The sequence below is a fragment of the Mesorhizobium salmacidum (SeqCode) genome (assembly GCF_037179605.1).
Lineage (GTDB): Bacteria > Pseudomonadota > Alphaproteobacteria > Rhizobiales > Rhizobiaceae > Mesorhizobium > Mesorhizobium salmacidum.
This window is the reverse complement of record NZ_JAPYKS010000003.1, coordinates 1-14953: the sequence shown is the minus strand read 5'-3', so window position 1 is coordinate 14953 and position 14953 is coordinate 1. Positions and strand designations below refer to the sequence as shown.

The following is a 14953-nucleotide window of genomic DNA, read 5'->3' as shown; positions in this document are numbered from 1 at the left end:
GCCGTGATTCCCTGGATCCAGCTGGACTCCGCGAAAACGCCCGACGGCCAGCAGGAATTGCGGCTGAAACGGCGCGGTTCCGAATTCTCGATCATGCTCGGCACCAACGAGCTGATGAACAGCCGGCTGAACGGCTCCGAGGAAGCGCTGGCGGAACTGTCCTGCCAAAGGATTGCGGGCCATCGGCAGCCGAAGATCCTGATCGGCGGGCTTGGCATGGGTTTCACGCTGCGCGCTGCTCTCGCCGACCTGGGCGACAATGCCGAGATCGTTGTCGCGGAACTGGTGCCGGCCGTCGTCGCCTGGGCGCGCGGCCCAATGGCCGAGATTTTCGCCGGGTCGCTCGATGATTCCCGCGTCACCATCCGCGAAACCGATGTCGGCCAGTTGATACGGTCCGGGGCCGGAGCCTGGGACGCCATCCTGCTCGACGTCGACAATGGCCCCGAGGGCATCGTCCACAAAGGCAATGACGCCCTCTACAGCGTGGCTGGCCTCTCCGCCGCGCGTACCGCCCTCAAGCCGGGCGGCGTGCTGGCGGTGTGGTCGCAGGGACCTGATGCCGGCTTCACGCGGCGGCTGAAACAGGCAGCTTTCGCCGTCGAGGAAGTCAACACGCGCGCCAACGGCAAGCGCGGCGCGCGTCATGTCATCTGGATAGCCACCAAAGCCTCATGATCTTGACCAAGATCGTCGGCAGCCGGGGCTAGTTTGACCGCTGAAGTTCGGCGGCAAGGGCCTCCAGCAGCCCGCGAGTCCCCTCCTCCCGTCCCTTGGCGGAATTGATGCCGTCGAAGAAAGCGCCCTGCTCGGTGTAGGTCAGCCTTGTGCCATCGCCTGAAGGCGTCAGCTCCACGGTGGTCAGCGATGCCGACATGGGCTGCGGCCCGACCGCCATCCTGTAGGAAAACACGATGCGCCGGTCGGCGACGATGTCCTGGAATTGCGCGTCGAGCCTGATCTCCGGGCCGCCGCCATAGCTGAAGCGAGACACCTCGCCGCCGCCGATGCGAAAGTCGAAGCTGAACTCGGCAACGGCAAAACCATCGCCTTCGATGCGCCAGCGCCGCACCGTCGCTTCGTCGGCGAAGGCATGGAAGACACGTGACGGCGATTGCGGATAGGTCCGCTCGATGGTGAAGGTGGAGTGGATGACGGAATGCTCATCCTTGACGGGGGCAATCTGGTTCATTGCGGTTCGTCCTTTTTCTGGTTCTGATTTTTCTCGGGGGATTGATCCGTCTCGGCCAGGATCTGGCCAAGACGGTCGAGATGGCGTTCCGCCGGTAGGCGGCGTTCGGCAATCCAGTCGGCGAGCGGAGCGAGCCCGCCCGGTTCGATCCGGCAGGTGCGCACCCGCCCGATCTTTTCGCTGCGGATCAGACCGCAGGCCTCCAGTACCTGGAGATGCTGCAGCACGGCGGCGAAGGTCATGCCGAACGGCTCCGCCAGTTGGCTGACGGTGGCCGGTCCACTGCTCAACCGTTCCAGGATCTGCCGACGGGTGGGCTCGACAAGAGCGCGAAGGATGCCGTCGATCTCTGAACGGTTAAGCATGGACTTAAGTATCGTTGGCACCATCTCAATTGTCAAGTCCAGACTAAAGTTTTTTCGCAAACACGATCATGGTCGATAAACTCATTCAGATTTAGTGGCCTGTCAGGGAGAACGCTGGGATGGCCGACGCATGGACAAAATCGCCAATAGGCGTCGCGGCGGAGCTGCCACTCAATCCTGGTGCAGAATGAATTCCAGGTAGAGATTGCGCTGCAGGATCGACTGGTTGTCGTCGGAGATCAGCGAAACCATCAGCGCGCCGTCATCGCGGGTCCAGACGTCTAGCCCTTCCATATTGTCGATCTGGTAGCCCATGTCGGCTTGCAGCAGCACCGGCCCGTCGGCAACAGCGCCCTTCTCGACGCTCTCTCCATAAATGCGCCGCAGCCGCATCTTGAGGCCGCCCGTCATGGTGAAACTGCGCTCCAGCAGCAAAAGGTCGCCATCGGGCAGAAAGGCGCCGTCGGTGATGTCGAAATCGCCGTTGCGCTTGACGGTGAAGACGCCCTTGTGCGGCCCTTCGATGATGGCGGCGTAGATGTTGCCGGCCTTGTCGAGGCTCTTTTCCGAGACCACGACAAGGCCGCCCTGATGCTGGCCGTTGGCATTTGAATGGGTGACTGTCTCGAAGCCGCGGTTCTTCCGCAGTTCCCGCGCCGGCGCCAGGAAATCCAGCTGCCTGAACGGCGCCTTCATGTTGTCCGGGTCGATCCTGAACTGGACGACGCGGTGGTTGCGTTCGAAACCGACGGTGGCGATGCCGTCCTTGACCGCGAGGCCCTCGGCATCGACTTCCCGTTTTTCGTCGATCGGCTGGCCGCTCTGGTCGACCATTTGCTGCATGCGAAAATTCTGGATGCCGACGGGTCGCCCATCGGCGTCGCGGGCCACCGAGCCGAAGAACCAGTAACCGGTATCGGCCACACCGATGAAATCGCTGCCGGCTTTCAGAAACCGGAAGGCCGACAGCGCGCCGAAATCGTGTGATAGCGAGGTCATCTCCAGCCCGCCGACGAATTCGAGTTGGCCAAACTGCTTGTCGGTACCGCCAATATGGAATTCGGTGATCGGGCGGGCCGAGATTGCGACAGGCTCAACTGCGGCCGAGCCGGCCGAACCGGCTGGCGCCCAAGCCATGCCGGCAAGCAAGGCGATGGCGGCGAAAAGCGTGTCCCGAAGCCCGCGCCGCGAAAGGATCATCCGGCGCGTCGCGTGCCGCCGCGCCGCGTATGCTTCGCGCTTTCCTCGGCAAACAGCGAAGCCAGTTGCTCGGTCATGGCGCCGGCCAGTTCCTCGGCATCGACGATGGTGACGGCGCGCCTGTAATAGCGGGTCACGTCATGGCCGATGCCGATGGCCAGCAGTTCGACCGGCGAACGCGTCTCGATCAGCTCGATGACGGCGCGCAGATGGCGTTCGAGATAATTGCCCGGATTGACCGACAGCGTCGAATCGTCGACCGGCGCGCCGTCCGAGATCATCATCAGGATCTTGCGCTGTTCGGGCCGGGCGATCAGCCGGTTGTGCGCCCACAGCAGCGCCTCGCCGTCGATGTTTTCCTTGAGCAGGCCTTCGCGCATCATCAGGCCGAGATTGCGCCGCGCCCGCCGCCAAGGATGGTCGGCCGACTTGTAGATGATGTGGCGCAGATCGTTGAGCCGGCCGGGGTTCGGCGGCTTGCCGTCCTTCAGCCATTTCTCGCGCGCCTGCCCGCCCTTCCATGCCCGCGTGGTGAAGCCGAGGATCTCGACCGAGACGCCGCAGCGCTCCAGCGTGCGCGCCAGGATATCGGCGCAGGTGGCGGCGACGGTGATCGGCCGGCCGCGCATCGAACCGGAATTGTCGAGCACCAGCGTCACCACCGTGTCGCGGAATTTTGTGTCGCGCTCCTGCTTGAACGACAGCGGCTGCATCGGGTCGATGACCACGCGCACCAGCCGCGCCGGGTCGAGATAGCCCTCTTCCAGGTCGAAATCCCAGGACCGGTTCTGCTGCGCCATCAGGCGGCGCTGCAGCCGGTTGGCGAGCCGACCGACGACGCCCGACAGATTGGCGAGCTGCTTGTCGAGGAAGGCGCGCAGCCGGTCGAGCTCTTCCTCTTCGCAAAGCTCCTCGGCGCCAACCGTCTCGTCGAAAGCTGACGTGTAGATCTTGTAGTCGATTTCCTTCGGCAGATTGGTGAAGGGATTGTCGTTGCGGCGTGCCTCGCCGGGTGTCTCGGCGTCGGCATCGTCATCGTCGGACAGATCGTCGGCCGTTGCGTCGGAGGCTTCGGTCTCCGCCGATTGCTCGTCGTCTGCCGACGCCTTGGCATCCTCGGACTGCGACTGCTCGGAGCCGGAATCGTCTTCGCCGCCCTCCTCGCTCTGTTCCTCGCCTTGCGGCTGGTTGTCGTCATTGTCCTCGGAGTCTTCGGTCTCCTGGTCGTCGCCGAGTTCCTCGGCCATTTCCATGGAGGCGAGCATCTCGCGCACGACGCGGGCGAAGGCCTGCTGATCCTCGAGCTTTTCCGACAGGCCGTCGAGGTCGGCTCTGGCTTTCTCCTCGACCCAGGGCCGCCAGAGTTCGACCAGCCGCTCGCCGCTCTTCGGCACCGGCCGGCCGGTCAGCTTTTCGCGCACCATCAGCGCGAGCGCCTCCTCGATGGGCGCGTCGGCCTTGTCCTTGACGTCGACGAGGTTGGCCTTGGTGTATTTATCCTCAAGCATCGAGCCGATATTGTCGGCGACGCCCTGCATGGCGCGGCTGCCGATCGCCTCGACGCGAGCCTGCTCGACCGCATCGTAGATGGCGCGGGCGGCCTTGCCTTCGGGCGCCAGCTTGCTGTGGATGCGAACATCATGGCAAGCGCGCTTCAACGCCATGGAATCGCCGAGTCCGCGGGTGATCGCGATGTCGGCTTTCGATGCCTTCTTGGGCAGTTCGGGCAGCCGCGCGCGGCTGCCCGCCAGCGCCGGCCTGTCCTTGGCGAAGCCGACTTCCATCTCCTTGTCGCCGGCGATGGCGCGCATGCAGACGGTGACGGCGCGCTTGAAGCTGTCGGCTTCAGACCCCGTCTTCGACTTGTTGCGCGTGTTGTCGCCTGGACCCGCCATCGAGGCTCTGCTTAGCCCAGCACCACGTTGGCCGCGCTCTCTGGCAGATCCTGGCCGAAGGCGCGCTGGTAGAACTCGGCGACCACCGAACGTTCCAGCTCGTCGCACTTGTTGAGGAAGGTCAGCCGGAACGCCATGCCGACATCGCCGAATATTTCGGCATTCTCGGCCCAGGTGATGACGGTACGCGGGCTCATCACCGTCGACAGATCGCCATTGATGAAGGCCGAGCGCGTCATGTCGGCGACGCGCACCATCTTGTTGACGATGTCCTTGCCCTTGGTGTCGCGATAGTGCTTGGCCTTGGCGAGCACGATGTTCACTTCATTGTCGTGCGGCAGATAATTCAGCGTGGTGACGATCGACCACCGGTCCATCTGCGCCTGATTGATCTGCTGGGTGCCGTGATAAAGGCCGGTCGTGTCGCCCAGCCCGACCGTGTTGGCGGTCGAAAACAGGCGGAACGCCGGATGCGGGCGGATAACCCGGCTCTGGTCGAGCAGCGTCAGGCGGCCGGACGATTCCAGCACGCGCTGGATGACGAACATCACATCCGGACGGCCGGCGTCATACTCATCGAAACACAGCGCGACATTGTGCTGGTAGGCCCAGGGCAGGATGCCGTCGCGGAATTCGGTGATCTGCAGGCCGTCCTTGACGACGATCGCGTCCTTGCCGACAAGATCGATACGACTGACATGGCTGTCGAGGTTGACGCGCACGCACGGCCAGTTGAGGCGGGCGGCGACCTGTTCGATATGGGTCGATTTTCCGGTGCCGTGATAGCCCGAGACCATGACGCGGCGGTTGTAGGCGAAGCCGGCGAGGATCGCCAAGGTCGTCGCCTTGTCGAACAGATAGTCGGGATCGATGTCGGGCACATGCTCTGATGTCACCGAATAGGCCGGCACCACCATCTTGGACTCGAAGCCGAATTTCTCCTTCACCGACACCGTCGTGTCGGGCAGATTGGCGATGTCGCGATCGACCTTGTTCATATCTCTCAACGTCTCCACGGGCGAAACGTCGCGTTGCGCCGGCAATCCATTTTGTTCGGGGGCGGTCTTAGAGCCTTTTCCAACCTTATGAAAGTTGGAAAACGACACAAACCATAGGGTCGCTCAGCACAGGCCTGCCTGTTTGAGCACGCGATAGGCCTGAAGCACATCGCGGAACCGGTCTTCCGAACCTCTGTCGCCGCCATTCGCATCCGGATGGTGACGCTTCACCAGTTCCTTATAGCGCGCCTTGATGTCCTTGCCAGTCGCCTTTGTATCAAGGCCAAGCGTTTCCAGCGCTTTGGCCTCAAGGGGCTTGGCCTTGCGCTCGCGCGCCTCGCGCGGATCCTTCGGCCCCTTGAACAGGTCGAACGGGTCGCGCATGCGGTTGTAGTAGCCGGCGCGGCCAGAGCGCATCTGCGCCATATCGGGCGAGGAGCGTGTCGAGGCGCCGTTGACGCCCATCTTCCAGGTCGGTCGATGGCCGGTCATCGCTTCCTTCTGGAAGCGGGCGACCTCGGTGTCCGGCACGCCGGAGAAGTAGTTGAAGCCCTTGTTGTACTCGCGCACATGGTCGAAGCAGAAGCGGAAATACTCGCCCTCCTTCATGCGCCCGACAGGCGCGCGATGCGTGCCCGCCTCCTTGCAGCCATCCCACTGGCAGATCGGCGCGTGCGCCTTCACCTCCGCGTCCTTGTCTGGACGGACGCGAATCTTCTCGAAATATTTGGGATACGGCTTCATCTCACCCATTTATGGGGCGTTCGCAGATGCGAAACAAGAATTGACATTTTCGCGATCATCGCCCTAACCGCTGAATCGCGGCTTAAAGCGGGCGAATGACCGATTTTGTTGTACGCCGGCGGCCTGGTGAAACCGATTTTCGGTTTTCATGGCGGCGAGCCAGCCATATGTGGTGAAGGGAAAAGACGATGTCCATACAGGCGACCATGGAAGACAAGCTCAACAAGGCATTTTCGCCCGAGCGGCTCGTCATCCTCAACGAAAGCCATCTCCACGCCGGCCATCATCACGTGGAATCCGGTCACCACACAGAATTCGACGGCGCCGGCGAGACGCATTTCCGGGTCCGCATCGTCTCTCGGAGTTTTACGGGCATGAGCCGCATCGACCGTCATCGCGCCGTCAACCAGCTTCTGGCCGACGAGTTGAGCGCGGGCGTGCACGCGCTGGCGATCGAGCCCGCGGCGCCCGGTGAACAGACGCGCTGGTAGGCCAAGCTGCGAGCCAGCCCTGCGCCTCCCACGCTGCGTTCAAATGACCGCTTCGATCAGAAACGGCCCCGGTCGAGACAAGGCAGCGTCGAGCAGCGCGTCGAAACGTTCGCAGCTATCCGCACGCGCCGCCTCCACGCCCATGCCTTTGGCCAGCGAAACCCAGTCCAGCGCCGGATGGTCGAGATCGAGCATGCGCTTAGCATTCTCGCCGATCGCGTTCACCCCGACATTACGCATCTCGCCATGCAGGATCGCATAGGTGCGGTTGGAAAAGACGATCGTCACCACGTCGAGATGTTCCCGCGCCTGCGTCCATAGCCCCTGCACCGTGTACATGCCGCTGCCATCTGCCTCGAGATTGATCACCTTGCGGCCGGGACAGGCGATCGCCGCACCTGTCGCCAGCGGAATGCCGCCGCCGATCGATCCGCCCGTGCCCATCATGTAGTCATGCGGCGCCGCAAAGGCCGATAGCGCGAAGAAACGCCGCGCCGAGGTGACGGCCTCGTCGCAGACGATCGCTTCGGCCGGCAGCTTTCTCGCGACGGACAGCGCAATGGCATCTTCCGTCAGCCGGCCGTTCGGCGTTGCCTCGTCAGGAAAGGCGCGGGCAACCACGGTTAGCTGTGACGGCTTGATGCCCAGTTCGTCGCGAAGCGCTTCCAGCGCCGCATGCAGGTCCTGCCCATGGGCGGCGAGCGTCAGCACCTGGCAGTCATCACGGACAAGCCGTCCCGGTTTTCCCGGATAGGCAAAGAAGGCGACCGGCTCCTTTCCGCCGACCAGCACAAGGACATCGATATCCCTGAGCATCGCCGTCGCCGCGTCGACCGGATAGGGGATGCGCGTCGGCGCGACACGCCCGCGCCCGCGCTGCATGCGGGCGATCAGGACCTCGCTGAACAGCCTGACATCGCAGGCCGTCGAAATCTGGCCGGCGATTTCAAGAGCATCGGCCCGTGCCGCCCGCCCCCGAACGATCATGCCAACACGGCCCGGAGCCGCGCGGATCGCGGCAGCGATCGTTCGCACGGCCTCCATGCCGACGGCTGGCGGCGGTGTGAGTTCCACCTTGCCGGGCGAATCCGCGTTGGCGTCGCCCCAGGCGGCATCAGCCGGCAGGATCAGCGTCGTGACACCAGGCGGCGTCAGCGAGGCGCGAAAGGCAGCCTCCGTGGCCGGCTGGACATCGGCGGGCCCTTCGATGCGTCGAACCCAGTTGGACATCGGCGCCGCGAGGCCTTCGATATCGCTGGTCAGCGGCGCGTCGAGTGGCAAATGGTATGAGGCGTGGTCGCCGACGATGTTGATCATCGGGCTCCTGGCGCGCCGGGCGTTGTGCATGTTGGCAAGACCATTGGCCAGCCCCGGCCCTGTGTGAAGCAGCGTCGCGGCGGGACGGCCGGTCATGCGCGCATAGCCGTCGGCCGCACCGGTCACCACGCCCTCGAACAGGCCAAGCACACAACGCATCACGGGCTTACGGTCGAGCGCGGCGACAAAATGCATTTCGGATGTGCCGGGATTGGCGAAGCACACCTTCACATCATTGGCCAGCAGCACGTCGCACAGGACATCGGCGCCATTCATGCAAAATTTCTCCCATTCACGAAGAGCAGTTGCACCCGCGGATGTCCGCACGGCAATATCCCGCCGCCGCTTTTGGCATGATCCAGCCACAGGCACCGGGGCGGTCAGCGTGTCGCCATCCCTGCCGAAAATCTTGGTCGATCTCCAGATCGCAAGAGTTTCCTCGGACGCCGCGAGCGTTCAATCAGGATAGGCGGCCATTCGGGCCGGAGCGATGCCAGGATTTTGATGCCAGATGCATGCGCGCCGACGGAACAAACAATGCCTTCCCGCAGTTGAATGTGTGGGCCCCGCCAGAATGGCTCTGAAGGCAACGATCATGCGTGAGAACCCATCCGACGTCTTCCACCTCTTTTCGGAAATTTATGCAAACGCCGCCCAGGAGGAGATAAGTCTCCAGCAATATCTGCTTGCCTGCCGCGAGGACAAATCGATGTATGCCTCGGCGCCGGAACGAATGGTCGAGGCGATCGGCGAGCCTGATCTGGTCGACACCAGCAAGGACGAGCGGCTCGGCCGCATTTTCTCGAACCGGACCGTCAAGATATATCCCTCCTTTTCCGATTTCTACGGAATGGAGGATACGATCGAGCGCATCGCCGGATATTTCCGCTATGCCTCTCAGGGCCTCGAGGAGCGCAAGCAGATCCTTTACCTCTTGGGCCCGGTCGGCGGCGGTAAGTCCTCCTTGGCCGAACGGTTGAAGAAATTGATGGAGGAGCGCCCGATCTACACGCTGAAGGTCGGCAACCAGATCAGTCCGGTTTTCGAATCGCCGCTTGGCCTGTTCCATCCAGATCGCATGGGCGATCTCCTGGAGGACAAATACGGAATAGCCCGGCGCCGCCTGAACGGGCTTATCTCGCCATGGGCGGCCAAGCGCCTCGACGAATTGTCCGGCGACATTTCCAAATTCAGCGTCGTCAGACTGATGCCGTCGCGGCTGCGCCAGATCGGCATTGCCAAGACAGAGCCTGGCGACGAGAACAATCAGGATGTCTCAGCCCTGGTTGGCAAGGTCGACATCAGGCAATTGGAAAATTTCAGCCAGTCCGACCCCGACGCCTATTCCTACAGCGGTGGACTGAACCGGACGACGCAGGGTCTGCTCGAATTCGTCGAGATGTTCAAGGCGCCGATCAAGGTGCTGCATCCATTGCTGACGGCGACCCAGGAAGGCAGTTACAATGGCACCGAGAATTTCGGTGCCTTTCCCTACCAGGGCATCATCGTTGCCCATTCCAACGAATCCGAGTGGCAACAGTTCAAGAACAACAAGAACAACGAGGCATTTCTCGATCGCATTCTCGTGGTCAAGGTGCCGTATTGCCTGCGCATCACCGAAGAAAGGCAAATCTACGAAAAACTGCTGCGCGAGAGTGAATTGGCCGCCAGCCCCTGCGCGCCCGAGGTGTTGGACATCCTCAGCCGGTTCAGCGTCTCGACGCGCCTTGCCGAGCACGACAATTCGCCGCTGCACACCAAAATGCGCGCCTATGACGGTGAGAACCTGAAGGAAGTCGACCCGAAGGCGAAGTCAGTCCAGGAATATCGCGACGCCGCCGGCGTCGACGAAGGCATGACCGGCGTCAGCACGCGCTTTGCCTTCAAGATCCTGTCGCAGACGTTCAACTATGACACTGCGGAAGTGGCCGCCGATCCGGTGCATTTGATGTACATACTGGAAGAGGCGATCAAGCGGGAGCAGTTTCCGAAGGAGATGGAAGCGGCCTATCTCGAATTCATCAAGTCGGAACTGGCCGCCCGTTACGCCGAGTTCATCGGCCACGAAATCCAGAAGGCCTATCTGGAGTCCTATAGCGAGTATGGCCAGAACCTGTTCGACCGCTACATCGCCTATGCCGATGCCTGGATCGAGGACCAGGACTACAAGGACCCCGATACCGGCCAGATCCTCAACCGCGAGGTGCTGGACAGCGAATTGTCGCAGGTCGAAAAGCCGGCAGGCATCGCCAATCCGAAGGATTTCCGCAACGAGGTGGTGAAGTTCACGCTGCGTGCCCGGGCGCGCAACCACGGCCGCAACCCGTCATGGACGAGCTACGAAAAGCTGCGCGAGGTGATCGAAAAGCGCATGTTCGGCCAGGTCGAGGACCTCCTGCCGGTGATCAGCTTCGGCTCCAAGCAGGATAGCGTCACCGAAAAACGGCACAGTGAATTCGTCCAGCGGATGGTGGAGCGCGGTTATACGGAACGGCAGGTCCGCCGGCTGGTCGATTGGTACATGCGGGTGAACAAGGCGGGCTGAGAGCAGCCCGAATGGTTGCATGCCGATCTTTATCGACCGCCGCCTGAATCCGAAGGACAAAAGCCTTGGCAATCGCCAGCGCTTCCTCAGGCGTGCCCGCGAGGAACTCAAGCGCAGCATTCGCGACCAGATCCGCGCTGGGCGGATCGCCGACGTGGACGCGGAGCATGTCGTGCCGATGCCCGAGAGAGGCACCGGCGAGCCGACATTCAACGACGCCAGGGACACCGGCCGGCGCCGGCACATCCTGCCGGGCAACAGGCAATTCGCCCAGGGGGATCTGATCCCCAAACCTGGCCAGGGCGGAGGCAAGGGCGGTTCGTCACCGGGAAACACCGCATCCGAGGACGACTTTCGTTTCGTCCTGTCGCGCGAGGAGGTGCTCGATCTTTTCTTCGAGGATCTCGAACTGCCCGACCTGGTGAAGCTCAATCTCAAGGAGATCCTTGCCTTCAAGCCGCGCCGGGCGGGTTTCGCGGCCACCGGTTCGCCGACCAACATCAATGTCGGCCGCACGATGCGCAACAGCCACGGCCGCCGCATTGCGCTCAGGCGCCCCAAGCAAGCGGCGGTAGACGCGATCATGCAGGATCTCGCCTCGCTGGAGGCCGCAGGGCCCAATGCTCAGACGCGCGAGCGCGTCGCGGCCCTCAAAGAAGAGATCGAGCGGCTGGAACGCCGACGCCGGCGGATTGCCTTCGTCGACCCGGTCGACATCCGGTTCAACCGCTTCGACCCGCGCCCGGTGCCGAATGCGAAAGCGGTCATGTTCTGCCTGATGGATGTGTCGGGCTCGATGGGCGAGCGCGAGAAGGACCTTGCCAAGCGCTTCTTCGTGCTGCTGCACCTGTTCCTGAAAAGACGTTATGAGCGCACCGAAATCGTCTTCATCCGCCACACGCACGAAGCGCAGGAGGTGGATGAGGAAACCTTCTTCTACTGCACGCAAAGCGGCGGCACCGTCGTTTCCACCGCGCTCGAGGAAATGCATCGCGTCATCGAGCAGCGCTATCCCGCGAGCGAGTGGAACATCTACGCCGCCCAGGCCTCGGATGGCGACAATTTCGCCACCGATTCCGAGCGCTGCATCGCCCTTCTGAACCGCAAGCTCATGCGCCTGTGCCAGTATTTCGCCTATGTCGAGATCATCGACGAACGCGAGAGCCACATCTTCGGCGCGACCGAAAACGGGACGTCGCTCTGGCGGGCCTACAGCGCCATTGAGTCAAACTGGCCGAACTTCCAGATGAGCCGAATAGCCACGGCCGCCGATATTTATCCTGTCTTTCGTCAGCTCTTTGCCAAACAGCCCGCGCTCCGGAAGAGTGCCTGAGGGGAAACCATGGCCAGGACAGCCAGCAAACCGGGTTTGCTCTTTTCCGGATCCGACTGGGATTTCCAGAAATTGTCGCAGGCTTACGAGGCGATCGCGGCAATCGCCGTCGAGGAGCTCAAGCTGGACACCTATCCGGTGCAGATGGAAATCATTTCTTCGCAACAGATGCTCGACGCTTATTCATCGGTCGGCATGCCGCTGATGTATCGTCATTGGTCGTTCGGCAAGCATTTCCTGTACCAGGACTTTCTCTACCGCAAGGGCGGACGGGGGCTGGCCTATGAACTGGTCATCAATTCCAATCCCTGCATCGTCTACCTGATGGAGGAAAACACCATGGCCCTGCAGGCCCTGGTGACGGCGCATGCGGCGCTCGGACACAATCATTTCTTCAAGAACAATCATCTTTTCCAGCAGTGGACCGACGCCGGGGGAATCCTGAGCTACCTGGAGTTCGCCAAGGGCTACATTGCCCGATGCGAGGAGCGGCACGGATTGTCAGCCGTGGAAAGCATTCTCGATAGCGCCCACGCGCTCATGGAGCAAGGCGTGTTCCGATATCACAGGCCGCCAAAGCTGTCGTCCGAGCGGCGGCGTGAAGGGCTGCGCGAGCGCCTGGAATACGAAGAGCGCTCCTACAACGATTTATGGCGCACGCTGCCTCCTTCACAGGACACCAGCAAGTCCGAGAAAAAGGATGAGGGCCTGACGGAGCGGAAGAAATCGCTCAACCTGCCCGAGGAAAATCTGCTCTATTTCCTCGAAAAGAACAGCCTTGTCCTGGAGCCGTGGCAACGCGAGATCATCCGCATCGTGCGTGTCGTTGCGCAGTATTTCTATCCGCAGCGGCAAACGCAGGTGATGAATGAAGGCTGCGCCACCTTCGTGCACTACACCCTCATGAACGCATTGTTCGACCGCGGCCAGATCAGCGAGGGCGCCATGCTCGAGGTCCTGCGCAACCATTCCAATGTGATCTTCCAGCCGGCCTTCGACGACCCCCGGTTCTCCGGTATCAACCCATACGCGCTCGGCCTCGACATGATGCAGGACATCCAGCGCATTTCGATCGAGCCGACGGCGGAGGACCGCGACTGGTTTCCCGACATTGCGGGCCGCGGTGACTGGCGCGACGTGCTGCTGGACGCATGGGCCAATCACCGCGATGAATCCTTCGTCCGCCAGCACCTCAGCCCAGCCCTGATACGGAAATGGCGGATGTTTGTCCTGGCCGACCAAGCCGACGACTCGCATTACGAGGTCGCCTCGATCCACAATGAGCGCGGCTACCAAAAGATACGTGCCGCGCTGGCCCAGAGCTACGACATCGGGGCAAGCCGGCCGGATATCCAGGTAGTGGACGTCGACCTGCTCGGTAACCGGCATTTGCGGCTGCAGCACAAGGTCAAGGAGGGCGTACTGCTCGACAATGGCAGCCGCGACGCCACCCTGCGCCATATCCGGAGCCTCTGGGGTTACGAAGTCAGCCTGGCTTCGGTCGACGCCGAAACCGGTGCGACACTCAACGAACGCTCCAGCAATGACTGCTGAGTTTCGGCTTCGGGCGGCATCGCAGGCTGTCGAGCGGAACGAGTGGAACATGCTCCGCGGGCACGCTGGGTGCACTCAGCCGACCGTCGATTTCAGGAACGCCAGCGCCGCTACGGTCAGCGCATCATCACCCTCGCCGAAGTCGCGGTCGATCGACATGTGCGTATAGGCGCTACCGTCGAACAGCGTCACATCAGTGCCGCTGGCGCGCAGGCGCTCGGCAAAGGCCGTGGACTGCTCGCCGCGACCATCGGCGCGAGAATAGGCGATGAACGTCGGCGGATGCTTGCGACCCTCACATAGCTCGCCGGCGACAGCGCCGCCCATTGCGAAGGATCGGAAAAGACCCGAGAATAGGCCCGGACCATGCCGCACGGCCGAGGTGACGCGCTGGAAACTCATGGGGCTGGGGGCACTTGGCGTAACCGGCATGGCAGCCGCGGCCCTGGCCTCCCTCGTCACGGCGTATTGGTCGGATATCTGGCGCGTGCTGCGGGGAGGGTGAATTTGGGGAGGCGTATGACTGTTCCTCGACAAACCAACCACAGTTCGTGTCGAGCACCGCATCGCGCGGGCTGCGTTCTATCTTGCCGTCATCAAGTTCGGCGCACGAAGGGACCGCGTACCCATCGCAAGGGTGCGGTCCAACGCCAGCTGCGGGACGCGAGAAGCGCGTTGCGTTCTGCGAGGAAAGCGTCCCGATCGCGGACAATCACGTCACATTCGAGGCTGAGCTCGTGGTGAGCACGAACGACCGCCTCATGATCTAAAATCCGCCCTCGAAGCTCTCCACGGAGATGTTCAGCCTCCGCCGTCGCTATCGCCAGAACATCACAGCTCTCGTTGAATATCGTACGTACCAGATCCAGTTGAGCGCGCAGTTCACGGCTTTCGCCGTCGACCGCCATGGAACGCAAAATCTCATACGCGGTCCGGATCAGAGGTGTGATGTCCGGATGGTTTCGCAGCTCTTCGATCGAGGCTCTCTCGTGATGCAGGTCCTCGTTCAGGAACTTTTCAATCTCGATATCGGACTGGCTAGAAGGAGCCGGCCAGATGACCCCGGTTTCGTCAGCCGCATGGTTCAATTGCCGCCGGCAGTCAGTGCGGAAATCTTCGTGACGCAAAAAATGACGTGGCATGTCTCGTGACTGGTGCTCCGCTTCGAGCACGTGCCTCAGCCAAAGCAGAAGTGATTTCGCCATCGGCAAGCCATCTCGCCGCTTCAACGACAGCGCGACCTCAAGTGGGTTGCGGATCGGCAGAAATGCGACCGTATCGACCTCCATCTCGGCCAAGATCGACGATATGAACGAGGC

Annotated in this window: 14 protein-coding genes and 1 pseudogene; 6 read left to right on the top strand and 9 right to left on the bottom strand. The window is 62.2% G+C overall.

The annotated features are described in order from the left end of the window. Positions 1 to 3 precede the first annotated feature (3 nt). Entirely contained in the window at positions 4 to 678 is a 675-nt protein-coding gene (locus tag O7A60_RS04595) for a spermidine synthase (RefSeq protein ID WP_337105215.1), read from the top strand. Positions 679 to 706: 28 nt separating this feature from the next. Here the strand turns inward: O7A60_RS04595 and O7A60_RS04590 are convergent, their stop codons facing one another. The 6 genes from O7A60_RS04590 to O7A60_RS04565 all read right to left on the bottom strand — a co-directional run bounded on the left by O7A60_RS04590 (position 707) and on the right by O7A60_RS04565 (position 6403). Next, the gene (locus O7A60_RS04590; protein WP_337105214.1) at positions 707 to 1192 is read right to left on the bottom strand and encodes an SRPBCC family protein; all 486 of its coding nucleotides are present in this window, start codon (positions 1190 to 1192) and stop codon (positions 707 to 709) included. Continuing rightward, positions 1189 to 1557 (bottom strand): ArsR/SmtB family transcription factor, encoded by a 369-nt coding sequence (locus O7A60_RS04585; RefSeq protein WP_337105550.1) that lies wholly within the window; start codon positions 1555 to 1557, stop codon positions 1189 to 1191. The genes O7A60_RS04590 and O7A60_RS04585 overlap by 4 nt, the downstream gene beginning before the upstream one ends. Before the next feature lie 171 nt (positions 1558 to 1728). After that, on the bottom strand, positions 1729 to 2757 hold the full coding sequence (locus O7A60_RS04580; protein ID WP_337105213.1) for an esterase-like activity of phytase family protein: 1029 nt from the start codon (positions 2755 to 2757) through the stop codon (positions 1729 to 1731). Next, positions 2754 to 4652, bottom strand: a complete 1899-nt coding sequence (cobT, locus tag O7A60_RS04575) for a cobaltochelatase subunit CobT (protein ID WP_337105212.1) — start codon at positions 4650 to 4652, stop codon at positions 2754 to 2756. The genes O7A60_RS04580 and cobT overlap by 4 nt, the downstream gene beginning before the upstream one ends. An 11-nt stretch (positions 4653 to 4663) precedes the next feature. Then, positions 4664 to 5650 (bottom strand): cobaltochelatase subunit CobS, encoded by a 987-nt coding sequence (cobS, locus tag O7A60_RS04570; RefSeq protein WP_127276014.1) that lies wholly within the window; start codon positions 5648 to 5650, stop codon positions 4664 to 4666. A gap of 123 nt (positions 5651 to 5773) precedes the next feature. After that, complete coding sequence (locus O7A60_RS04565) at positions 5774 to 6403, bottom strand: J domain-containing protein (RefSeq protein ID WP_032922426.1); 630 nt, start codon at positions 6401 to 6403, stop codon at positions 5774 to 5776. Between the two features lie 179 nt (positions 6404 to 6582). On the opposite strand from O7A60_RS04565, the gene O7A60_RS04560 reads away from it, so the two are divergent. Beyond that, on the top strand, positions 6583 to 6885 hold the full coding sequence (locus O7A60_RS04560; RefSeq protein ID WP_337105211.1) for a BolA family protein: 303 nt from the start codon (positions 6583 to 6585) through the stop codon (positions 6883 to 6885). A gap of 39 nt (positions 6886 to 6924) precedes the next feature. On the opposite strand, the gene O7A60_RS04555 is transcribed toward O7A60_RS04560, so the two are convergent. Next, complete coding sequence (locus O7A60_RS04555; RefSeq protein ID WP_337105210.1) at positions 6925 to 8478, bottom strand: acetolactate synthase large subunit; 1554 nt, start codon at positions 8476 to 8478, stop codon at positions 6925 to 6927. 319 nt (positions 8479 to 8797) lie between these two features. Between O7A60_RS04555 and O7A60_RS04550 the strand changes: the two genes are divergently transcribed. The 3 genes from O7A60_RS04550 to O7A60_RS04540 are packed head-to-tail and all read left to right on the top strand — an operon-like array spanning position 8798 to position 13634. Beyond that, complete coding sequence (locus O7A60_RS04550) at positions 8798 to 10747, top strand: PrkA family serine protein kinase (RefSeq protein WP_140503346.1); 1950 nt, start codon at positions 8798 to 8800, stop codon at positions 10745 to 10747. A gap of 19 nt (positions 10748 to 10766) precedes the next feature. After that, positions 10767 to 12080 carry a YeaH/YhbH family protein gene (locus O7A60_RS04545; RefSeq protein ID WP_027143526.1) on the top strand — a complete coding sequence of 438 codons (1314 nt, stop codon included), beginning with the start codon at positions 10767 to 10769 and terminating at the stop codon, positions 12078 to 12080. A gap of 9 nt (positions 12081 to 12089) precedes the next feature. Next, complete coding sequence (locus tag O7A60_RS04540) at positions 12090 to 13634, top strand: SpoVR family protein (protein ID WP_027143527.1); 1545 nt, start codon at positions 12090 to 12092, stop codon at positions 13632 to 13634. Positions 13635 to 13709: 75 nt separating this feature from the next. On the opposite strand, the gene O7A60_RS04535 is transcribed toward O7A60_RS04540, so the two are convergent. Next, positions 13710 to 14036, bottom strand: coding sequence for an alpha/beta hydrolase family protein (locus O7A60_RS04535; protein ID WP_415926798.1), 327 nt, complete (start codon positions 14034 to 14036; stop codon positions 13710 to 13712). Between O7A60_RS04535 and O7A60_RS04530 the strand changes: the two genes are divergently transcribed. After that, the gene (locus tag O7A60_RS04530) at positions 14035 to 14139 is read left to right on the top strand and encodes a hypothetical protein (RefSeq protein ID WP_337105209.1); all 105 of its coding nucleotides are present in this window, start codon (positions 14035 to 14037) and stop codon (positions 14137 to 14139) included. The two genes, O7A60_RS04535 and O7A60_RS04530, sit on opposite strands and share 2 nt — an antisense overlap. Positions 14140 to 14230: 91 nt before the next feature. On the opposite strand, the pseudogene O7A60_RS04525 reads toward O7A60_RS04530, so the two are convergent. After that, positions 14231 to 14953 (bottom strand): annotated as a pseudogene (locus O7A60_RS04525) (sulfotransferase family protein); the annotation flags it as partial.